This window comes from Micromonospora sp. NPDC050200 (genome assembly GCF_040656135.1).
Classification (GTDB): domain Bacteria; phylum Actinomycetota; class Actinomycetes; order Mycobacteriales; family Micromonosporaceae; genus Micromonospora.
Genome location: NZ_JBFALG010000052.1, coordinates 24,418 through 44,778, shown reverse-complemented (window position 1 = coordinate 44,778; position 20,361 = coordinate 24,418). Strand labels below are relative to the sequence as shown.

18 protein-coding genes and 1 pseudogene are annotated in these 20,361 nt (G+C 70.4%); 7 read left to right on the top strand and 12 right to left on the bottom strand.

Features of this window, described 5'->3' with window-relative positions; translation table 11 throughout:
• Together AB0I41_RS27065 and AB0I41_RS27060 are read left to right on the top strand one after the other, a co-directional pair.
• Positions 1-290: pseudogene (locus AB0I41_RS27065) on the top strand (hypothetical protein); the annotation flags it as partial.
• Positions 291-374: 84 nt separating this feature from the next.
• Entirely contained in the window at positions 375-647 is a 273-nt protein-coding gene (locus AB0I41_RS27060; RefSeq protein ID WP_357113116.1) for a DUF4190 domain-containing protein, read from the top strand.
• 48 nt (positions 648-695) lie between these two features.
• On the opposite strand, the gene sucD is transcribed toward AB0I41_RS27060, so the two are convergent.
• The 3 genes from sucD to AB0I41_RS27045 form a co-directional block, all read right to left on the bottom strand.
• Positions 696-1,583: a succinate--CoA ligase subunit alpha gene (gene sucD / locus AB0I41_RS27055; RefSeq protein WP_357113113.1), complete on the bottom strand. Its 888-nt coding sequence runs from the start codon at positions 1,581-1,583 to the stop codon at positions 696-698.
• Positions 1,584-1,585: 2 nt separating this feature from the next.
• Entirely contained in the window at positions 1,586-2,764 is a 1,179-nt protein-coding gene (gene sucC / locus AB0I41_RS27050; protein WP_357113110.1) for an ADP-forming succinate--CoA ligase subunit beta, read from the bottom strand.
• A 534-nt stretch (positions 2,765-3,298) separates the two neighbouring features.
• Positions 3,299-3,703: a cobalamin B12-binding domain-containing protein gene (locus AB0I41_RS27045; protein ID WP_357113107.1), complete on the bottom strand. Its 405-nt coding sequence runs from the start codon at positions 3,701-3,703 to the stop codon at positions 3,299-3,301.
• Positions 3,704-4,090: 387 nt separating this feature from the next.
• On the opposite strand from AB0I41_RS27045, the gene AB0I41_RS27040 reads away from it, so the two are divergent.
• The gene (locus tag AB0I41_RS27040) at positions 4,091-4,807 is read left to right on the top strand and encodes a M23 family metallopeptidase (protein WP_357113105.1); all 717 of its coding nucleotides are present in this window, start codon (positions 4,091-4,093) and stop codon (positions 4,805-4,807) included.
• A 263-nt stretch (positions 4,808-5,070) separates the two neighbouring features.
• Complete coding sequence (locus AB0I41_RS27035) at positions 5,071-5,850, top strand: M23 family metallopeptidase (RefSeq protein WP_357113103.1); 780 nt, start codon at positions 5,071-5,073, stop codon at positions 5,848-5,850.
• Positions 5,851-5,937: 87 nt separating this feature from the next.
• Here the strand turns inward: AB0I41_RS27035 and AB0I41_RS27030 are convergent, their stop codons facing one another.
• On the bottom strand, positions 5,938-6,498 hold the full coding sequence (locus AB0I41_RS27030; protein WP_357113101.1) for a TetR/AcrR family transcriptional regulator C-terminal ligand-binding domain-containing protein: 561 nt from the start codon (positions 6,496-6,498) through the stop codon (positions 5,938-5,940).
• A gap of 152 nt (positions 6,499-6,650) precedes the next feature.
• Between AB0I41_RS27030 and AB0I41_RS27025 the strand changes: the two genes are divergently transcribed.
• A complete protein-coding gene (locus AB0I41_RS27025) occupies positions 6,651-7,697 on the top strand; it encodes an aldo/keto reductase (RefSeq protein ID WP_357113099.1) in 1,047 nt (348 codons plus the stop codon).
• A 296-nt stretch (positions 7,698-7,993) separates the two neighbouring features.
• Here AB0I41_RS27025 and pcrA read toward each other — a convergent pair whose 3' ends face one another.
• A complete protein-coding gene (gene pcrA / locus AB0I41_RS27020; protein ID WP_357113097.1) occupies positions 7,994-10,399 on the bottom strand; it encodes a DNA helicase PcrA in 2,406 nt (801 codons plus the stop codon).
• A gap of 368 nt (positions 10,400-10,767) precedes the next feature.
• Between pcrA and AB0I41_RS27015 the strand changes: the two genes are divergently transcribed.
• Positions 10,768-11,100: a chorismate mutase gene (locus AB0I41_RS27015; protein WP_357113094.1), complete on the top strand. Its 333-nt coding sequence runs from the start codon at positions 10,768-10,770 to the stop codon at positions 11,098-11,100.
• Positions 11,101-11,258: 158 nt separating this feature from the next.
• On the opposite strand, the gene AB0I41_RS27010 is transcribed toward AB0I41_RS27015, so the two are convergent.
• From AB0I41_RS27010 to AB0I41_RS26990, 5 genes are all read right to left on the bottom strand, one after another.
• Positions 11,259-12,272 carry a dipeptide ABC transporter ATP-binding protein gene (locus AB0I41_RS27010; protein WP_357113091.1) on the bottom strand — a complete coding sequence of 338 codons (1,014 nt, stop codon included), beginning with the start codon at positions 12,270-12,272 and terminating at the stop codon, positions 11,259-11,261.
• Positions 12,265-13,293 (bottom strand): ABC transporter ATP-binding protein, encoded by a 1,029-nt coding sequence (locus tag AB0I41_RS27005; protein WP_357113121.1) that lies wholly within the window; start codon positions 13,291-13,293, stop codon positions 12,265-12,267. Before AB0I41_RS27005 ends, AB0I41_RS27010 begins: the two co-directional genes overlap by 8 nt.
• Positions 13,294-13,319: 26 nt before the next feature.
• Positions 13,320-14,294: an ABC transporter permease gene (locus AB0I41_RS27000; protein WP_357113088.1), complete on the bottom strand. Its 975-nt coding sequence runs from the start codon at positions 14,292-14,294 to the stop codon at positions 13,320-13,322.
• Entirely contained in the window at positions 14,287-15,213 is a 927-nt protein-coding gene (locus AB0I41_RS26995) for an ABC transporter permease (RefSeq protein ID WP_357113084.1), read from the bottom strand. Before AB0I41_RS26995 ends, AB0I41_RS27000 begins: the two co-directional genes overlap by 8 nt.
• Before the next feature lie 146 nt (positions 15,214-15,359).
• The gene (locus tag AB0I41_RS26990) at positions 15,360-17,000 is read right to left on the bottom strand and encodes an ABC transporter substrate-binding protein (RefSeq protein WP_357113082.1); all 1,641 of its coding nucleotides are present in this window, start codon (positions 16,998-17,000) and stop codon (positions 15,360-15,362) included.
• Between the two features lie 429 nt (positions 17,001-17,429).
• On the opposite strand from AB0I41_RS26990, the gene AB0I41_RS26985 reads away from it, so the two are divergent.
• Positions 17,430-18,164, top strand: coding sequence for a PIG-L deacetylase family protein (locus AB0I41_RS26985; protein ID WP_357113079.1), 735 nt, complete (start codon positions 17,430-17,432; stop codon positions 18,162-18,164).
• Between the two features lie 149 nt (positions 18,165-18,313).
• Here the strand turns inward: AB0I41_RS26985 and AB0I41_RS26980 are convergent, their stop codons facing one another.
• Both AB0I41_RS26980 and AB0I41_RS26975 read right to left on the bottom strand, forming a co-directional pair.
• The gene (locus tag AB0I41_RS26980) at positions 18,314-19,000 is read right to left on the bottom strand and encodes a response regulator transcription factor (RefSeq protein ID WP_357113118.1); all 687 of its coding nucleotides are present in this window, start codon (positions 18,998-19,000) and stop codon (positions 18,314-18,316) included.
• Between the two features lie 2 nt (positions 19,001-19,002).
• Entirely contained in the window at positions 19,003-20,244 is a 1,242-nt protein-coding gene (locus AB0I41_RS26975; RefSeq protein WP_357113076.1) for a PspC domain-containing protein, read from the bottom strand.
• Between the last annotated feature and the right edge of the window lie 117 nt (positions 20,245-20,361).

Sequence of the window (20,361 nt, the reverse complement as noted above, 5' to 3'; positions counted from 1 at the left end):
TCCCGACGGGCATCGTCCCGACGGGCATCGTCCCGACGGGCATCGTCCCGACGGGCATCGTCCCGACGGGCATCGTCCCGACGGGCATCGTCCCGGCCGGCATCGTCCCGACGGGCACCCTCGCGGGGGGTGCCGGCCGGGCGGGCATCGTCCCGGCGGGCGCCGGCGCGGACGCCGGCGGCGGGACGGCGGGGCTGATCAGGGGTGACCGAGGACATCGGGTCTACTCTGGCACGCCGCACGGGCGTCGGCTGCCCGGCGGCCCCACCTGGCTTCGGCGAGTTCCGTGATCCACCGGTTTCCGGACGCCGATCCGGTCTAGCCTCGGCGCAGGACGCGACAGTAGTCGCGGCAGGAAGCGCTGGGAGGAAGCCGTGAACGCTCCGTACCCGCCGCCGCCCCCGCCCCCGCCGCCGGCCGGCAGGAACCGCACCACGCTGTGGGGCGTCCTCGGCATCGTCCTGGGTCTGATCTGCTGCGGCGTCCTGGGCATCGTCTTCGGCTACCTGTCGATCCGCGACGCCAAGCGGTACGGCCAGTCGCCGGTGCTCGGCTACCTGGCGATCGCCTTCGGCGTGCTCAACATCATCGGCAGCACGATCCTGCGGGCCAGCGGCAGATATCCGTTCTGGAACAACAGGTACTGAGGGGGCCGACCGTCCCCGGTCGACCCCCTCGGTGTCTCACCCGTCCGCTCAGCGGCCGGACATGATCTCCCGCATCAGCTTGGCGGTCTCGGTCGGCGTCTTGCCGACCTTCACGCCGACGGCCTCCAGGGCCGCCTGCTTCGCCTCGGCGGTGCCCGCCGAGCCGGAGATGATCGCGCCGGCGTGCCCCATGGTCTTGCCGGGGGGCGCGGTGAAGCCGGCGATGTAGCCGACCACCGGCTTGGTGACGTTGGCCTTGATGAACTCGGCGGCCCGCTCCTCGGCGTCGCCGCCGATCTCGCCGATCATCACGATGGCGTCGGTCTCCGGGTCGGCCTCGAACGCGGCGAGGGCGTCGATGTGGGTGGTCCCGATGATCGGGTCACCGCCGATGCCGACGCAGGTCGAGAAGCCGATGTCACGCAGCTCGTACATCATCTGGTAGGTCAGCGTGCCGCTCTTGCTGACCAGGCCGATCCGGCCGGAGCCGGTGATGTCGGCCGGGATGATGCCGGCGTTGGAGGCGCCCGGAGAGGCGATGCCGGGGCAGTTCGGGCCGATGATCCGGGTCTTGGCGCCCTTGCCCACGTTGTACGCCCAGAAGGCGGCGGTGTCGTGCACCGGGACGCCCTCGGTGATCACCACGGCCAGCGGGATCTCGGCGTCGATCGCCTCGACCACGGCGCCCTTGGTGAACTGCGGCGGCACGAAGATGACGGTGACGTCGGCCCCGGTCTCCTTCATCGCGTCCGCGACGGAGGCGAAGACCGGCAGCTCGGTGCCGTCGAAGTCGACCTTCTGGCCCGCCTTGCGCGGGTTGACGCCGCCGACCACGTTGGTGCCCGCGGCGAGCATCCGCCGGGTGTGCTTGGAACCCTCGGAACCGGTCATCCCCTGGACGATGACCTTCGACTCCTTGGTCAGCCAGATAGCCATGATCAGACCCCCGCAGCTGCCAGCTCGGCGGCCCGCTCGGCCGCGCCGTCCATGGTGTCGACCCGCTGCACGAGCGGGTTGTCGGCCGCGTCGAGGATCGCCCGACCGGCCTCCGCGTTGTTGCCGTCGAGGCGGACGACCAGGGGCTTGGTGACCTTCTCGCCCCGCTGCTCCAGCAGGGCCAGCGCCTGCACGATGCCGTTGGCGACCTCGTCGCAGGCGGTGATGCCGCCGAAGACGTTGACGAAGACGCTCTTCACCGACGGGTCGGAGAGCACGATCTCCAGGCCGTTGGCCATCACCGCGGCGCTCGCGCCACCGCCGATGTCGAGGAAGTTCGCCGGCTTGACGTTGCCGTGCCGCTCGCCCGCGTACGCGACCACGTCGAGCGTGGACATGACCAGGCCCGCGCCGTTGCCGATGATGCCGACCTCGCCGTCGAGCTTGACGTAGTTGAGGTCCTTCTCCTTGGCGGCCTGCTCCAGCGGGTCCACCGCGGCCTGGTCGACCAGGGCCTCGTGGTCCGGGTGCCGGAATCCGGCGTTCTCGTCGAGGGTGATCTTGGCGTCGAGCAGCAGCAGTCTGCCCTCGCCCGTCTTGGCCAGCGGGTTCACCTCGACCAGCGTGGCGTCCTCGGCGACGAAGGCCTTCCACAGGCCCACCGCGACCTCGACCACCTGGTCGGCGACCTCGGCCGGGAAGCCGGCGGCGCTGACGATCTCACGGGCCTTCGCCTCGTCCACGCCCTTGACGGCGTCGATCGGGGCCTTGACCACCTTGTCGGGGGTTTCCGCGGCGACCTGCTCGATGTCCATGCCGCCGGCGACGCTGGCGATGCAGAGGAAGGTGCGGTTCGCCCGGTCGAGCAGGTACGAGAAGTAGTACTCCTCGGCCACGTCCGCGGTCACCGTGATCATGACCTTGTGGACGGTGTGACCCTTGATGTCCATGCCGAGGATGTCGGTGGCGCGGGCCACCGTCTCCTCCGCGCCCTCGGCCAGCTTGACGCCGCCGGCCTTGCCTCGGCCGCCGACCTTCACCTGCGCCTTGACGACCACCCGACCGCCGAGGCGTTCGGCGATCGCGCGGGCCTCCTCCGGGGTAGTGGCGACGCCGCCGGCGAGCACGGGCAACCCGTGCCGCTCGAACAGGTCCCGCCCCTGGTACTCGTACAGGTCCACGATTGCGCGTCCCGTCCCGTCTCCGCGGCGCGCCGTCGCGCCGCCACCAGCGTTGTGGAAACTCCGTTGACGCCCGCCATCAGTTGAAACAGGCCGTCGGCCGCAGCCTAGCGAGATGGGCACGAGCGGCAACCGAGCGGGTGCGCGGTGTGCGGTAATGCACAGCGCGCCGCCCACGACTCGCCGGTGCGCGGGCGCGGCCGGCAGCCGCCGGGAAAGGATGTCGCCGGGGACGCGTAACCCCCTGCTGGGGGCGTCGTTGAGTCTGATGTCGGAGCGCTGATTCAGCGCGATGACGGGAGCGGCCGATGCCCTGTCGGTCGAGGGGTGGCGGCGGGGCATCGTGCATAGAAGGGCCGGGCGTGTGAGGGGTGCGTCCGGCCCTTCCCCCGTGCTCAGATCCGGCTGACCCTCACTGCCGCCGTCGGCAGCCCTGGCCCGCACCGCCGTCCCCCGGCGATCCCGTGGCCCTGGCCTGCCGACGACCCCGGCCCACGTCACTCCGGCGGGGTGGAGCCGGCGCGGCGGCTGCCGTCAGGCGACGGCCTGGGCGACGTTCGCCCGGACCCACTCGACGATCGACTGGGTGGTCGCGCCCGGGGTGAAGATCTTCGCCACGCCGAGCTGCTGCAGCTCGGGGATGTCGGCGTCCGGGATGATGCCGCCGCCGAAGACGACGATGTCGCGGGCGTCCCGCTCGGCGAGCAGCTCCAGCACCCGACGGAAGAGCGTCATGTGCGCCCCGGAGAGCACGGAGAGGCCGACCGCGTCGGCGTCCTCCTGGATCGCGGTCTCCACGATCTGCTCCGGGGTCTGGTGCAGGCCGGTGTAGATGACCTCCATGCCGGCGTCGCGCAGGGCGCGCGCGACGACCTTGGCGCCGCGGTCGTGGCCGTCGAGGCCCGGCTTCGCGACGACGACCCGGATACGAGAGCTCATCAGCGCACACCTTTCACGGGCTCCGCGGCTATCACCTGAACGAACGGTAACCCGCCCGGGCGGGGGCGGGAAATCCGGGCCGCGCCCCTACCGTCCGGCCACCCCGTCAGGAAGCCGGACGCCTCCGCCGAACGGTCACTCTGCGCGACGAACGGGCAGTAACGGGGGTGGCCGTCCGGCGTCCTCAGCTATGACAATGATGGACGGAAAGGGACAGAAAGACTCGCCAATTCGGCGCTTCCGCTTGTGACCGGCGCGGCGGAGGGCTAACGTGTCCACGGTTGTCATCAGGTCCAAGGACGGGTGACGACGCGACCAACGGACGTTCGACCGAGCTTCACCGAACGGCCGCAGATCGCATCGGATCCCCGACAACGGAGGGTGTGCGTGCGCCAGCGCCTGTCGTCTGAGCCCGATAAATATCGCGGCCGCCGCCGCGTACCCACCCCCCCACGCAGCCGCTACGCGGCGGTCGTCACGACCGCGTTCGTCGGCGCCGGCATCGTCGCGCTGGGCGCGAACGCGCTCCCCGATGCCAAGAGCGTGAGCCCGTCGGTCCTCGACGAGCTCAAGCAGGCCTCGATCACCAGCCAGGACGCGGCGGCCCGGGCCGACGCCGCCGACCGCGCCTCCCGGGACACCAACCGGGACGCCGAGGTCAGTGCCAGCGAGCAGGACCCGTGGCTGCTGCCCCTGCAGGGCTACGACTTCAAGTCCCCCTACGGGATGCACTGGGGCAAGCTGCACACCGGCATCGACCTGGTCGCCGCCGAGGGCACCCCCTACGTCGCCATCCACTCGGGCACCGTCACCAAGGCCGGCTGGTTCGGCGGGTACGGCTACGCCGTGATCGTGCAGCACGCCGACGGCAGCGAGGCCATCTACGGCCACTCCTCCTCGTTGAACGTCGAGAAGGGGCAGCAGGTCAAGGCGGGCGACCAGCTCGGCCTGGTCGGGAACACCGGCCACTCGTACGGCTCCCACCTGCACCTGGAGATCCATGTCAAGGGCGAGCCGCGGGACCCGGTGCCGTGGCTCCAGGAGCGCGGAGTGGACATCAAGCTGCAAGTCGAGGCATATTACAGCGAGGTAGCGGGCTCCTGACGCTCCGTATCGCCCGTTGACCGCCCGGATCATGCGATCCGGGCGGTTTTTCGTGGCGGCAAGTCTGCTGGATCACACCCAGGACTGTGAGCGAGACCACGGACACTCAAGATCAGGTATCGGGGCAGAAGCGGTCATCCCGGCGCAATGACGGACAGTTGCCCCGGCGGCGACCGGCGCCCCCTCGGTACCGGCACCCGGCGCGAACCCCGTCGACACCCAGGATGGGCAGGTCCCAGCCCCCCTGAGTGTGAAGGTCAGCCGTGCAGGAAGACACCCCCACCCAGAACGAGAAGACCGGGGCCGCCCCGGGCCGGCACCGGCTGCGGCAGCCCCGCGGCGGGCGCGCCCTCGTCGTCGGCGCGGCCACCCTGGTCGCCCTCGGCCTCGCCGGCGTCGCCACCGTCACGTTCGACCGGGACGATGCCCCCGCCCCGACCGCCGTCTCACTGGACGCTCGGTCCCGGGCCGAGGCCGCCGAGCGGGCCGACCGCTCCGCCCGCGAGTCCGCGACCCCGGTCAGCCCGTCGGCCACCCCGAGCCCGACCACGGCCAGCCCGACCACCAGCCCGTCGGCCACGCCGACTCAGAAGGCGACCCCGAAGCCGAAGCCGACGCCCACGAAGACGACGAAGCCGAAGCCGTCCTGGGTCATCCCGATGGCCGGCGCCGAGATCACCTCCTGCTACGGACAGCGGTGGGGCACCCTGCACGCCGGCATCGACTTCGCGATGCCCGCCGGCACCCCCATCCACGCCGCCGCCGCGGGCACCGTGGTCAAGGCCGGCGACGCCGGCGACGGGTACGGCAACTCCGTCTTCATCGACCACGGCAACGGCTACCTGACGCACTACGCCCACCAGAGCAGCCTCAAGGTCGGCGTCGGCGACAAGGTCAGCGCCGGCGAGGTGATCGGCTACGAGGGCTCCACCGGCGACTCGACCGGCCCGCACCTGCACTTCGAGGTGCACCAGGGTCAGATGTGGAGCCAGATCGACCCGGCACCGTTCCTGCGCGCCAAGGGCATCGACGTGGCCTGCTGAGCCCGCCTGCAGGTTCTCACCGAGGATGTCGGTTTCTCAGAATCGTGTCGGTGCGGACGACCCGGGCCTGGCTATGCCATGAGCGGCTTAAGATGCGTTGGCCGTGCGCTGGCGGTACGCGCCCGCGCGGGCGGCGACGACGGCGGCTTGCGCCGCGCGGTCTGCCGTGGCTTCGTCGAGGTCTTCGGCCGTGACGAGCAGGCGGTAGTACAGCGGCGCGGAAACGGCTCGGATGACTTCCCGGGCGTCGGTGTCGGCCGGGACCTCGCCGCGTTCGATGGCCTGCTCGACGCAGGGTGCCCACTCGCTGATGCGGGTGTCGTAGAAGCGGTGCAGCGCCTGTGCGGTTCGGGTGTCGCCGGTGGCGGCGGCGATGATGGCCTTGAACAGCGCCGCCTGCCGTGGGTCGGTGAGGGTGCGCTGGACCAGCTGGGCGTTGGCGGTCAGGTCGCCGAGCAGCGTGCCGGTGTCGGCGCGCGGCAGCGACTGTTCGGCCATGTCGAGCAGCAGGTCGGTGACGAGATTGGTCACCGTGCCCCACCGGCGGTAGACGGTCGTCTTACCCACGTCGGCGCGGCGGGCCACATCGGCCAGGTCGAGCTGGGTGAAGCCCGCTTCGGCCAGCACGTCGCCAGCGGCGCGCAGCACGGACGCGCGGACCCGGGCGGTGCGGCCGCCGGGCCGGACGCTGCCGGGTTCAACGGCATGACTCATAACGGGTCTCCAGTTCCATTAGTCGGTGGCATGTGCTAACTTTGACTCTAACGGAACCACAGTACCGTTAGAGGTGGGGTTTGGTCATGGAATACAGGCGGCTGGGCACTTCGGGGCTCATGGTGCCGGCTCTGAGCTTCGGTACCGGCACCTTCGCCGGACAGGGTCCCCTGTTCGGCGCCTGGGGCACCAGCGATGTACGGGAAGCGCGCCGGCTCGTCGACATCTGCCTCGACGCGGGCGTCAACCTGTTCGACACCGCCGACGTCTACTCCGACGGCGCGTCCGAACGCGTGCTCGGCGAGGCAATCAAGGGCCGTCGGGACCGGGTGCTGGTGTCCACCAAGACGGGGCTGCCGATGGGCGACGGACCCAACGAGGCGGGCACCTCACGCGCCCGGCTGGTCCGAGCCTGCGAGGACGCGCTGCGCCGTCTCGGCACCGAGCACATCGATCTACTGCAACTGCACGCGTTCGACGCCGGCACCCCGGTCGACGAGGTGCTGTCCACCTTGGACGACCTGGTCCGGGCCGGCAAGGTGCGCTACGTCGGCGTCTCCAACTTCTCCGGTTGGCAGCTGATGAAATCCCTGGCCACCGCGCAGCGTCACGGCTGGCCCCGCTACGTGGCGCATCAGGTGTACTACTCGCTCGTCGGCCGGGACTACGAGTGGGAACTCATGCCGCTCGGCCTCGACCAAGGGGTCGGCGGGTTGGTCTGGAGCCCGCTGGGCTGGGGCAGGCTCACCGGCCGGATCCGGCGCGGCCAACCGCTCCCGGCCGGCAGCCGACTGCACCAGACGGCCGACTTCGGCCCACCGGTGGCCGACGAACACCTCTTCGATGTCGTCGACGCGCTCGATGAGATCGCGGAAGAGACCGGCAGGACAGTTCCGCAGGTCGCCATCAACTGGCTGCTCCAGCAGCCGACCGTCTCCTCGGTCATCATCGGCGCCCGCAACGAACGGCAGCTTCGCGACAACCTCGGCGCGGTCGGCTGGAGTCTGGCACCGCACCAGCTCGCGCGCCTCGACACCGCCAGCCGCCGGACCGCACCGTACCCGTACTTTCCGTACTACCGACAAGCCGGTTTCGCCCGGCTCAGCCCACCGGTGGCACACCGAGCGGCGTAGGTGCGCTACGGCCGCTGGGCCGCCTGCTTCGGCCCCAGGGCCGGCTCGTGCTCATTTGAGGGGCGTGGGCGACCGGCGCCGGGTTGTCCGCACGTGAGTGCGCCTCGCTCGCACTGCGTCACCGTCGGGAGGCGGACCTTCGGATGCTGAACGACAAGGTCCTGTGGGGAAAACGATCAGGGACGGCGGTATGGTCCACGCGACCGCCCGACAAGATCCACGAGAACCTACAGCCCGCCCACGGCACACGAGAGCCCGGTCCGGCGGTTCGTTCGCCGGGCCGGGCCCGTCGTCGCTCAGAGCTTGTCGATCGGGGCGTGCCGGAGCACCAGCCACATGGTCTGGTCGCCGAAGTCGATCTGCGCCCGAGCGCCCGGGCCGTGCCCCTCCACGGCGAGCACCCGGCCGAGCCCGTAGCGCTGGTGGTTGACCCGGTCCCCAGCCGCCACCTTCGGCCCCTGCGGCAGCTCACTGGCGGTCGCGAGTCGGCTGGCGTCCACCCCGAGCCGCTTCGCCAGCTGGGCCGCCTTCGGCGTACCCCCGGTGAAGCCGCCCCGTGCGCCGGCCGCGCGGTCCGCGCGGCCGCCCACGCCGCCGCCCCCGCCGGCCCACGAGGTGTACGACCCCTCGGTGCGCTCCCAGCGGACCAGCTCCGGCGGCAACTCCTCCAGGAACCGTGACGGCGGGTTGTAGGCCGGCTGCCCCCAGGCCGAGCGGGTGACCGCCCGGGAGAGGTAGAGCCGCTGCCGGGCGCGGGTGATGCCCACGTACGCCAGCCGGCGCTCCTCCTCCAGCTCCCGGCTGTCGCCCAGCGAGCGCAGGTGCGGGAAGACGCCGTCCTCCAAGCCGGTCAGGAAGACCACCGGGAACTCCAGGCCCTTGGCCGTGTGCAGCGTCATCAGAGTGACCACGCCCTGGTGGTCGGGGTCGTCGGAGGGGATCTGGTCGGCGTCGGCGACCAGCGCGACCTGCTCCAGGAACCCGGCCACGGTGGCCCGCTCGCCGTCGGCGCCCAGCGCCTCGATCCGCTCGGTGTACTCCCGGGCGACGCTGACCAGTTCCTGGAGGTTGTCCACCCGGCCGGCGTCCTGCGGGTCGAGGCTCTCCTCCAGCTCGGTGAGGTAGCCCGAGCGGGTGAGCAGCGCCTCCAGCACCTCCTCCGGGGTGCCGGTCTCGGCCAGCTCACGCGCGCCGTCGAGCAGCGCGACGAACTCGGCGATGGCGTTGGCGGCCCGGGTGGAGATGCCCGGGGCGTCCCTGGCCCGGCGCAGCGCCGCGCCGAAGGAGATCCGGTCCCGGCTGGAGAGCGCCTCCACGCACGCCTCGGCCCGGTCGCCGATGCCCCGGCGCGGGGTGTTGAGGACCCGGCGCAGGCTGACCGTGTCGTCGTCGTTGACCACCCCGCGCAGGTAGGCCAGCGCGTCGCGGACCTCCTTGCGCTCGTAGAAGCGCACCCCGCCGACGACCTTGTAGGGCAGGCCGGCCCGGATGAACACCTCTTCGAAGACCCGGGACTGGGCGTTGGTGCGGTAGAAGACGGCGACGTCGCCGGGGCGGGTGTCGCCGGCGTCGACCAGCCGGTCGATCTCCCGACCCACCCAGTCCGCCTCGGCGTGCTCGGTGTCGGCGACGTAGCCGACGATCTGTTCGCCGGCCCCGGCGTCGCTCCACAGCCGTTTGGGCTTACGGGAGGTGTTCCGGTCGATCACGGCGTTGGCGGCGTTGAGGATGGTCTGGGTGGAGCGGTAGTTCTGCTCCAGCAGGATCGTCCGGGCGTCGGTGAAGTCCCGCTCGAACTCCAGGATGTTGCGGATCGTCGCGCCGCGGAACGCGTAGATCGACTGGTCGGCGTCGCCCACCACGCAAAGCTCGGCCGGCTCGATCCCCGCGGTACCGGAGACCAGCTCCTTGATCAGCGCGTACTGCGCGTGGTTGGTGTCCTGGTACTCGTCGACCAGCACGTGCCGGAACCGGCGGCGGTAGCTCTCGGCGACGTGCGGGTGCGACTGGAGCAGGTGCACCGTCGTCATGATCAGATCGTCGAAGTCCAGCGCGTGCGCCTCGCGCAGCCGGCGCTGGTAGAGCGTGTACGCCTCGGCGAGCGCCCGCTCGTTGGGGCCCTTGGCCCGGGCGGCGAACTCCTCCGGGTCGACCAGCTCGTTCTTGAGGTTGGAGACCTGGGCGGCCAGCCCGCGCGCCGGGTAGCGCTTCGGGTCGAGGTCCAGCTCGCGGGCGACCAGCTGCATCAGCCGGCGCGAGTCGTCCGCGTCGTAGATCGAGAAGGTGGACTTCAGCCCGGCGTGCTCGTGCTCGGCGCGCAGGATCCGCACGCAGGCGGAGTGGAAGGTCGACACCCACATCAGCCGGGCGCGCGGGCCGACCAGGTGGGCCACCCGCTCCTTCATCTCGCCGGCCGCCTTGTTGGTGAAGGTGATCGCGATGATCTCGCCGGGGTGCACGTCCCGCGCGGCGAGCAGGTACGCGATCCGGTGCGTGAGCACCCGGGTCTTGCCGGAGCCGGCGCCGGCCACGATCAGCAGCGGCGAGCCGGCGTGGGTCACCGCGTCCCGCTGGGGGCCGTTCAGCCCCTCGACCAGGGCCTGCGGATCGAGGTGCACGGCGGTGGACCCGGGCCGGCGCGGCGGGGTGCGGACAGGCTCGGGCGCGGACGGGGACGCGGGGATGTCGAAGAGAGGATGCATCGCACGGCGAGTCTATGCCGCCGGCCGGACACTTCCCGCCCGCGCACGCCCCGGCGCGACGGCGTGGTCTCCGGCGCACCGGCCGGTTCACCGGCATCTCCGTCCATACGGCCCCGGCGTCGGGGCCGTGTGACATTCCCATCTGTTGGCGGAATCCTTGCGCAGCCGCCCCCGCGATCGGCATACTCGATCCCGTGTTCGGTCAGCGCTTCTACTTTTACTACGGCACCGGGAGTCCGGCAGCCGTGGGTCGCGCCTGATCAACCAGACCTACGAAAGCCCCGGGCTCCTGAAGCCCGGGGCTTTCTGCGTTCCGGGTTCCCGACACCGGGCACGACGTCAGAGAGGTATGACCGACGATGACAGACGTGGCGGAACAGAGCGGCAACACGGCGCGCTCCCGGGCGGGCCAGACCGGCCGGAACGCGGCACCCGGGTTCGGCACCGACGAGCCGGCGGCGGCGGCCCGGATCGCGGCCATCCGGGAGCGCATCGACGAGATCGACCGGACCCTGATCGGGCTCTGGCAGGAACGGGCCGAGCTCTCCCAGCAGGTCGGCGCCACCCGGATGGCCTCGGGCGGCACCCGGCTGGTGCTGTCCCGGGAGCGGGAGATCCTGGAGCGGTTCCGGCAGTCGCTCGGCGCGGACGGCACCCAGCTGGCCCTGCTCCTGCTCCGCGCCGGCCGCGGGCCGCTGTGACGGGTGCGGCCGGCCCGGGAGCCGGGCGGGACGCCCGGTCCGCCGTCGTGCGGCGTACCTCCTCGAAGCCCTGACCGGCGCCCGGCCGCCCGGCCGGGCCCGGATACGACGAACCGCCTGCCGGCGTCACGCGGACGCCGGCAGGCGGTTCGGACCGGTCACACCTGGTGGGTGGCGACGATCTCCCGCTTCTCGGCGAAGTGGCAGGCGCTCGGGTGATCCGAGCCCGGCCGGATCTGCAGCAGCGGCGGCTGCTCGGCGCAGATGTCCTGCGCCTTCCAGCACCGGGTGCGGAACCGGCAGCCCGAGGGCGGGCTGATCGGGGAGGGGACGTCACCGGTGAGCCGGATGATCGCCTTGTTGTCCCGCAGCGTCGGGTCCGGCACCGGCACCGCCGACAGCAGCGCCTGCGTGTACGGGTGGGTCGGCCGCTCGTAGATCTCGTCCTCGGTGCCGATCTCCACCATCTTGCCGAGGTACATCACCGCGACCCGGTCGGAGAGGTGGCGCACGACCGACAGGTCGTGGGCGATGAAGACGTACGACAGGCCGAACTCGTTCTGGAGCTTCTCCAGCAGGTTCATCACCTGGGCCTGGATCGAGACGTCCAGGGCCGAGACGGGCTCGTCACAGATGATGATCTCGGGCCGCAGGGCGAGCGCCCGGGCGATGCCGATGCGCTGCCGCTGGCCGCCGGAGAACTGGTGCGGGTACCGGTTGATGTGCTCCGGGTTGAGGCCGACCAGGTCGAGCAGTTCCTTGACCTTGCTGCGGCGGCTGCCCTTCGGCGCCACCTCCGGGTGGATCTCGAACGGCTCACCGATCAGGTCGCCGACCGTCATCCGCGGGTTCAACGAGGTGTACGGGTCCTGCATGACCAACTGGATCTGCCGGCGCAGCCGACGCAGCGCGCCGCCGGACAGCTTGGAGATGTCCTGGCCCTTGTAGTGCACGCTGCCGGCGGTCGGCTTCTCCAGGTTCATCAGCACCCGGCTCAGCGTCGACTTGCCACAGCCGGACTCGCCGACCACGCCCAGCGTCTCGCCGGCCCGTAGGTCGAAGGAGACGCCGTCGACGGCCTTGACCTGACCGATGGTCTTCTTGAACACGATCCCCCGGGTCACGGGGTAGTGCTTGACCAGGTCGCGGACTTCGAGGATGTTCTCAGACACGGTTCACCAGCTCCTCGGCGAAGTGGCAGGCGCTGGCCCGACCGGTGCCGATCTGCAGCAGCGGGGGGACCTTCTCCCGGCACACCGGCTGCGCCATGGGGCAGCGCGGGTTGAACGGGCAGCCCGGCGGGATGTTCATCAGGTTCGGCGGAAGGCCCTTGATCGTCCGGAGCTGCTGGCCCTTCTCGTCCAGCCGCGGGATCGAGTCGAGCAGGCCGAGGGTGTACGGGTGCGCCGGCTTGGCGTACAGGTCGTACACGTCGGCTTCCTCGACGATCCGGCCGGCGTACATGACCGCGATCCGGTCCGCGACGTCGGCGACCACGCCGAGGTCGTGGGTGATCAGGATCATGCCCATCCGCCGCTCCCGCTGGAGCTCGCCGAGCAGGTCCATGATCTGGGCCTGCACGGTCACGTCCAGCGCGGTGGTCGGCTCGTCCGCGATCAGCACCTCGGGGTCGAGCGCCAGCGACATCGCGATCATCGCGCGCTGCCGCATACCGCCGGAGAACTGGTGCGGGTAGTTGCTGAACCGGCCCTTGGCGTTCGGGATCTTGACCTGGTCGAGCATCTCGATCGCGCGCTTCTTGGCGTCCGCGCGGCTCAGGCCGCGCCGGACGCGGAACTGCTCGGCGATCTGGAACCCGACGGTGAAGACCGGGTTCAACGCGGAGAGCGAGTCCTGGAAGATCATCGCGATGCCCTCGCCGCGGATGCGGCGGCGCTCCTCGGCGGACATCCTGAGCATGTCCTTGCCGTGGAAGCGGACCTGACCGCCGGTGACGTGACCGGGCGGCATGTCCAGGATGCCCATGATGGTCTGCGCGGTGACGCTCTTACCCGAGCCGGACTCGCCGAGCACGGCGAGGGTCTCCCCCGCGTCGACGTGGTACGTGACCCCGTTGATGACCTTGGCGACGCCGTCCCGGGTGCGGAACTCCACCCGCAGGTCGTCGACCTCGAGCAGCCGGCCGGAGGGGCGGCCGGATCCGTCGGCGCCGGGTGCGGACTGCTCGGACACGAGAATGTCGGACAACTCAGTCTCCCCTAGCGGAGTTTCGGATCGAGGGCCTCGCGGACCGCCTCACCGAGCATGACGAAGCTCAGCACGGCGGTGACGAGGAACGCGGAGGGGAAGAAGAGCAGGAACGGCGACGGCCGCAGGTATGCCTGCGCTTCGTTGATCATGATTCCCCAGGAGACCACCGGGTGCTTCAGGCCGATACCCAGGAAGGAGAGCGTGGCCTCGGCGCCGATGAACGAGCCGACCATGATCGTTCCGTACACCAGCAGCGGTGCCAGGCAGTTCGGCAGCAGGTGCTTGAGGATGATCCGACCGCTGCCGGCGCCCATGGCCCGGGCCGCGACGATGTAGTCGGCTTCCTTGGTGGCGAGCACCGATGAGCGCATCAGCCGCATGACCACCGGCCAGCCCAGCAGGACCAGGGACGCGATCACCAGGCCCTTGATCTTCCACTCGCTGTTGTCGGTGCCGGCGCCGTTGAAGGTGGTCAGGATGACGATGGCGCCGAGCACGAACGGCAGGCCGAAGAAGATGTCGGCGACCCGGGAGAGCACGGCGTCGACCCAGCCGCCCTTGTAACCGGCGATGATGCCCATCGTCCCGCCGATCAGCATCGTGCCCATCACCGAGAGCAGCGACACCACGATCGACGCGTTGGCGCCGTAGATCACCCGGGCGTACACGTCACGACCCTGCACGTCGTAGCCGAACCAGGCGTCACCGGAGGGCTCCACCCGGCTGCGGGACAGCGTGCCGTTCGTCGGGTCGCCCGAGGTGAACAGCGACGGGAAGACCGACATCAACACGAAGATCACAATGAACGTGGCGGAGATCCAGAACAGCGGCTTGCGCCGCAGGTCCCGCCAGGCGTCACCGAGCAGGCCGCGGGGCTTCTCGTTGTGGGCGTTCTCCGGCTGGCCCGGGGTCGCCGGCACCATCTCGCTCGGCTGCTCCACCCGTGGGGTGCTGACGATGGAAGCGGCGCTCGGGTCACTCATAGCGAATCCTCGGGTCCAGGGCGGCGTAGAGCAGGTCCACCAGCAGGTTCATCAGGAGATAGACGAGCACCAGTACGACCACGATGGAGACAACGGTAGCGCTCTCCTTGGTGACGATCGCCCGGAGGACCTGGCGGCCGATCCCGTTGATGCTGAAGATGCCCTCGGTGATGATCGCGCCACCCATCAGGGCGCCGAGGTCGGTGCCGAGCAGCGTCACCACGGGGATCAGGGAGTTGCGCAGCAGGTGGACACCGACCACCCGGCGCATGGGCAGACCCTTGGCGATCGCGGTCCGGACGTAGTCGGCGCGGCGGTTCTCCGCGATGCTGGTGCGCGCCACCCGGGCGATGTACGCCATCGACGCGCTACCCAGCACGAAGCCTGGGAGGATCAGTTCGGAGATGCGCATCTCGTTCGACACCGTCGGGTGGACGATGCCCCACTTGACGCCGAAGAGCCACTGGAGCACGAAGCCGACGACGAAGACCGGCAGCGCGATGAGGAAGAGCGTCGAGACCAGGACCAGGTTGTCCAGGAAGCCGTTACGCCGGAGACCGCTCAGCACACCGGCGGTGAGACCGATGAGCGCCTCGATGAGCAGGGCGACCGCGGCCAGCTTCAGCGTGTTGGGGTACGACGCGGCGATGATGTCGTTGACCGAGCGCCCGGACCAGGTCGAGCCGAAGTCCCCCTGGAAAAGGTTCTTCATGTAGATGGCGTACTGCACGATCCATGGCTCGTTGAGGTGGTACTTCTCGGTCATCATGGCGACGTAGTTATCCGGGCAGCCCCGATCACCGCACTTGCCGGCGAACGGATCACCGGGTACCGCCCAGACGAGCGCGTAGATCATTAACGTCGTACCGATGAACACCGGGACGAGTTGGAGCAGCCGTCTCAACAGATAACGGCCCATGGGGTGGTCCTTCCAGACAGGGGGCGCGTCGGACGGCCGACACGATGGTGACAACGTTGCGAGGGAATGTTGTACACCCCCTCGCGGAACGGCCCCGGGCCGGGCTCACCTGTAGGCGAGCCCGACCCGGGGTCAGACCGTTCGGATCAGAGCTCGACCGAGGTGATGTCGAGCTCGCCGACGTTGGTCAGCTCCATCTTCTTGATCTTCTCCGAGTGCCCGGACTGCTGGCCACCGAAGTAGACCGGCACGGTCGGGGCATCGGCGTCGATCTTCTCGACAGCCTTCGCGTACAGCTCGTGCGAGGCCTCGAGGCTCGGGGCGGCGCCGGCCTGCTTGGCCAGGGCGTCGACCTCCGGGTTGCTGTACAGACCGTCGTTCGAGGAACCACCGGTCACGTAGAGCGGGTTGACCCAGTTCTCGACGTCCGGGTAGTCCTGCTGCCAGCCGGCGCGGTACATGCCGTCCATCTTGTGGGCGTTGATGTTCTGGCGGAACACCGCGAAGGTCGGCACGCCGGTGGCGACGGCGTCGATGCCCAGGTTGGTCTTGATCTGCTGCGCGACGGCCTCCATCCACTCCTTGTGGCTGGCGTCGGCGTTGTAGTACAGCTTCAGCTGGCCCTTGAAGCCGCCGGACTTGGCGTACAGCGCCTTGGCCTGCTCCACGTCGAACTTGCAAGAGGTGCAGTTGCCCGCCTTGGCGCCCGGGGTCAGCGGGTTGGCCCAGCTGTCGGCCGGCTTGCGGTTGCCGAAGAAGATCTTGTCGCTGATCTCCTGGCGGTTGATCGACAGCGAGATCGCCTTACGCAGGTCCGCGTTCTTGAAGCGGGCGTCGTAGATCGGGAAGGCGATGATGCCGGTCACCGGGGTGGTGGAAGCGATGGCCCGGTCGCCCAGGTCGTTCTTCCAGTTGTCACCCGCGAGCGAGGAGACCGGAACCTGCTGCATGAAGTCCAGGTTGCCGGAGACCAGGTCGCTGTAGGCCGCCGTGTCGTCCTGGTAGATCTTGACGTTGACGTCCTTGATCTTCATCTTGTCGCGCAGGGAGTAGTCGTCGAACCGCGTCAGCTTGATCGCGACATTGTTCTCCCAGGACACGAACTTGACCGGGCCGTTACCGATCGGCTTCTTGCCGAAGTCCTCCGCCTTGCCGGCGAAGAAGGCGTCCGGCAGCGGCATGAAGGTGCTGTAGCCGAGCTTGGTCGGGAACACGGCGGTCGGCGAGGAGAGCGTGACCTCGAAGTTCCAGTCGTCGACGACCTTGAGGCCGGACATCTCCTTCGCGGTCGGCTCCGGGGCCTTCTTCGGGCCGTCGCCGTCCGGGTCGGAGGTGTTGACGTCCGAGAAGCCGGCGATGTCGGCGAAGAAGCTGGAGTTCTGCGCGCCGTTCGGCGAGTAGGCGCCCCAGTTCCAGGCGTCCACGAAGTTCTTGGCCTTGACGACGGTGCCGTCGTGGAACTTCGTGTTCTGCTTGATCTTGATCTTGTAGACCTTGGAGTCGCTCGTCTCGATCGACTCGGCCAGCGCGTTCTGCGGCGCGCCACCGTTGTTCGGGTACTCGACCAGACCGGTGAACAGCCAGTCGATGATCTTGCCGCCACCGGTCTCGGTGGTGTTCGACGGAACCAGGGGGTTCTCCGGCTCCGTGCCGTCGACAACGATGCTGCCGTCAGTGCTCTTGGCGGCGCTGCCGCCGTCGTCGTCGTTGGTGGAGCAGCCGGACGCGATGAGCGCGAACGCCGCGCCCACGGCGATGGCGCCGCTCGCCCGCTTCGAGACTCTCATTCCGAGGGGCCTCCTCTTTCTGACCTGGTTCCGTCGTGGGTTTCACGCACGCATGGGGGTGACACCGCCGGCGACCCATCTGGCAGGTCACCGGTACTACCGCAGAGAAATCGGGACACCCCAGGGGGACCGATCCGCCGGGCCACCGCACCTCTCGCGCTCGACACCGCGCAGGCTCGACGGCCACGAACCGCGTTGGGGGGCGGTGCCGTGGTCAGCGGGACGTACGGGGTGCCTCACGCCAGGGGTGAGGTGCTGCCACTGTGACACCCACCGGCCCATTACGTGAAGGTGCCGTTATCAAGCCGTTAGTTGCCCGCCACGTTGCCGATACTTGAGAAAAGATCATGAAGTGCCCTGGTCGTGCCGTTCTGACCAGGTAAGACATCGAGGCACCGCATCGGCGCGCCACCCGTAGGCTGGGGACTTGTGAGCTTTCCCGCCTCCGCTCCGGCACTCTCCGACGTCCACCGGACGCTGGCTGTTTTTGCCCATCCGGATGATGTCGACTTCGGCTGTGCGGGCACGATAGCAGGCTGGGTGGAGGACGGCGTAGAGGTCGCCTATCTGATCGTCACCCGCGGCGACGCCGGCGGCTTCGACGACACCGCGCGCGAGCGGATGCCCCGGGTGCGCGAGGCCGAGCAGCGCGCCGCGGCGGCCGCCGTCGGGGTGACCCGGGTCGACTTCCTCGACGGGTACGCCGACGGCACCCTCGCGCCGACGCTCGACCTGCGCCGGGACGTCACCGCGGCCATCCGGCGGTTCCGCCCCGACCGGGTGCTGACCAACTCGCCGCTGCGCCGGTGGGAGCACCTCACCGGGCCGAGCCACCCCGACCACCTCGCCGTGGGCGAGGCCACCACCTGCGCCGTCTACCCGGACGCCCGCAACCCCTTCGCCCACCCGGACCTGCTCGCCGAGGGTCTGGAACCGTGGGTGGTCCGGGAGATCTGGTACGCCGGCGGCCCCGCCCCGGACCACGCCGTCGACGTCACCGACCACGTCGAGCGCAGGATCGCCGCGATGCGGGCACACCGCTCGCAGACCGACCACCTGGACGTGGAGACCTGGGTACGCGACCGGCTCACCACGATCGCCGACAACGCCGGGCTGCCGGCGGGCCGGCTGGCCGAGGCGTTCACCGTGCTGCGTACCGAGTGAGCACCCGCCGGCGCGCGGATCGAGCCAGGGTCCTGCCGGTCCCCGCGCCGTCGCCGGCCACCCACCGGATCGCGTTGCGCCCGACCCGGCGAGCCCGGAACGGACTCCGGCCCCGGCACCATCGCGGTGCCGGGGCCGGAGGAGGCGGTTCAGACCAGCCGGCGGTCCGCCGCCCAGCGGGACAGCTCGTACCGGTTGGACATCTGGAGCTTGCGCAACACGTTGGACACGTGCGTCTCGACCGTCTTTATCGAGATGAACAGCTCCTTGGCGATCTCCTTGTACGCGTACCCCCGGGCGAGCAGGCGCAGCACCTCCCGCTCCCGGTTGGTGAGCTGGTCCAGCTCCGGATCGGCGACCGGCGCGTCCGGCCGGGCCGCGAAGGCGTCCAGCACGAACCCGGCCAGCCGGGGGCTGAACACGGCGTCACCGTCGGCAACCCGGCGGATCGCGGCGGTCAACTCGTCCGGCGAGATGGTCTTGGTGACGTAGCCCCGGGCGCCGGCCCGGATCAGCCCGATCACGTCCTCCGCGGCGTCCGACACGCTCAGCGCCAGGAACTTGACCTGCGGATGGGTACGCCGCATCGCCTCCAGCACCGCCCGGCCGCCGCCGTCGGGCATGTGCACGTCGAGCAGCACCACGTCGGGTTGGGTCGCGGCGATCCGGGTGACCGCCTCGGCCACCGTGCTCGCCTCCCCGACCACCTCGACGTGCGCGCCCAACTCGGCCCGTACGCCCGCCCGGAACATGGCGTGGTCGTCGACGAGGAAGACCCGCAGCCGCTCCACCCGGGCGTCCGCGCCCTCGACCGGTTCCATCGACTGCTCGGCCATGGTCATCTGTCCCTCTCCGCCGTGGAGCCGTTACCGGTGATCGGCAGGATCAACCGGACCTCGGTCCCCTCTCCCGGCCCGGACCGGATCTCCGCCCGGCCGCCGTGCCGCTTCATCCGCCCGACGATCGATCCTCGTACGCCGTGCCGGTGGTCCTCCACCGTATCCGGGTCGAAGCCCTTGCCCCGGTCCCGCACGAAGACGCTCACCTGCTCCGGCTCGACCTCGGCGTAGAGGGACACGGTCTGCACCCCGGCGTGCCGGGCCGCGTTGACCAGCGCCTCCCGGGCCGCGGCCACCAGCGCGCCGACCCGCTCGTCGGTCTCCCGGTCGCCCACCACCACCGCCTCGACGGTGATCGCGAAGGTGTCCTCCACCTCGGCGGCGGCCTGCTCCAGCGCGGCGGCGAAGCGCTCGGTGGGCGAGGCGGTGGGCTTGTAGAGCCAGTTACGCAGCGAGCGCTCCTGGCCGCGGGCCAGCCGCTGCACCGTCTTGACGTCGGTGGCGTTGCGCTGGATCAGGGCGAGGGTGTGCAGCACCTGGTCGTGGACCATGGCGGCCAGCTCGGCGCGCTCCTGCTCGCGGATGCGCCCCTCCCGCTCCGAGCGGAGCTGGTTGTACGTCCGCCACAGCACGGGGGCCGCCACCACGCCGACGCCGGCCAGCCCGACCAGCGCGAAGATCACGCCGTTGACCACCGCGTCGAAGTTCTGCACCGGGGAGTAGACCGCCGCCACCCCGATGATGCCGACCGCGACCAGCACCCCGCCGCCGACGAAGCGGAGCACGAAGGCCCGCCGGTCGCTCTCCTCGACCACCGCGCCGAGCCAGGGCACCGGCATCGACTCGCCCCACTGCCGGCGGCGTTCCGGCGCGGACTGGTGCCAGATCACGCCGGCGCCCACCGCGATGATCGCAACCAGCCAGCCGGCGGTGCCCGTCGCGCCCACCGAGTCGAAGACCATCACCTGCACCAGCAGCACGCCCAGCCCGATCAGCACGAACGGCAGCAGCTGGGAGAGGTCCCGCCGGGGCGGGGCGGCGGTGTCGCCGGGGCGCAGCGGGACCACCGCCCAGAAGGCGGCGTAGAGCAGCACCCCCAGGCCGCTGAGGCCGAGCAGGACCATGAAGGCGACCCGTACCCGCAGCACCGGGATGCCCAGGTGGTCGGCGATGCCGGCGGCCACCCCGGCGGCCAGCCGGTGCTCGGGCGCCCGGTAGAGACGGGGCGGCTGGGTCGTCACGGTGCTGATCGGAGGCTCCCCTGGGCAGGGCCGGTGCGGCGCGGACGCCGGGCGGTCCCGGCTCCGATCCGATCGTCACACGGCGCGACGCCCACCGACCACGGGGACGCCCCGGAC

Excerpts from the sequence above, each read along its gene's own strand:
- AB0I41_RS26980 (WP_357113118.1), bottom strand. The coding sequence starts at position 19,000 with ATGGCCGAGCAGTCGATGGAACCGGTCGAGGGCGCGGACGCCCGGGTG.
- sucD (WP_357113113.1), bottom strand. The coding sequence starts at position 1,583 with ATGGCTATCTGGCTGACCAAGGAGTCGAAGGTCATCGTCCAGGGGATG.
- AB0I41_RS26990 (WP_357113082.1), bottom strand. The coding sequence starts at position 17,000 with ATGAGAGTCTCGAAGCGGGCGAGCGGCGCCATCGCCGTGGGCGCGGCG.
- AB0I41_RS26995 (WP_357113084.1), bottom strand. The coding sequence starts at position 15,213 with ATGGGCCGTTATCTGTTGAGACGGCTGCTCCAACTCGTCCCGGTGTTC.
- AB0I41_RS27045 (WP_357113107.1), bottom strand. The coding sequence starts at position 3,703 with ATGAGCTCTCGTATCCGGGTCGTCGTCGCGAAGCCGGGCCTCGACGGC.
- AB0I41_RS27000 (WP_357113088.1), bottom strand. The coding sequence starts at position 14,294 with ATGAGTGACCCGAGCGCCGCTTCCATCGTCAGCACCCCACGGGTGGAG.
- AB0I41_RS27025 (WP_357113099.1), top strand. The coding sequence starts at position 6,651 with ATGGAATACAGGCGGCTGGGCACTTCGGGGCTCATGGTGCCGGCTCTG.
- pcrA (WP_357113097.1), bottom strand. The coding sequence starts at position 10,399 with ATGCATCCTCTCTTCGACATCCCCGCGTCCCCGTCCGCGCCCGAGCCT.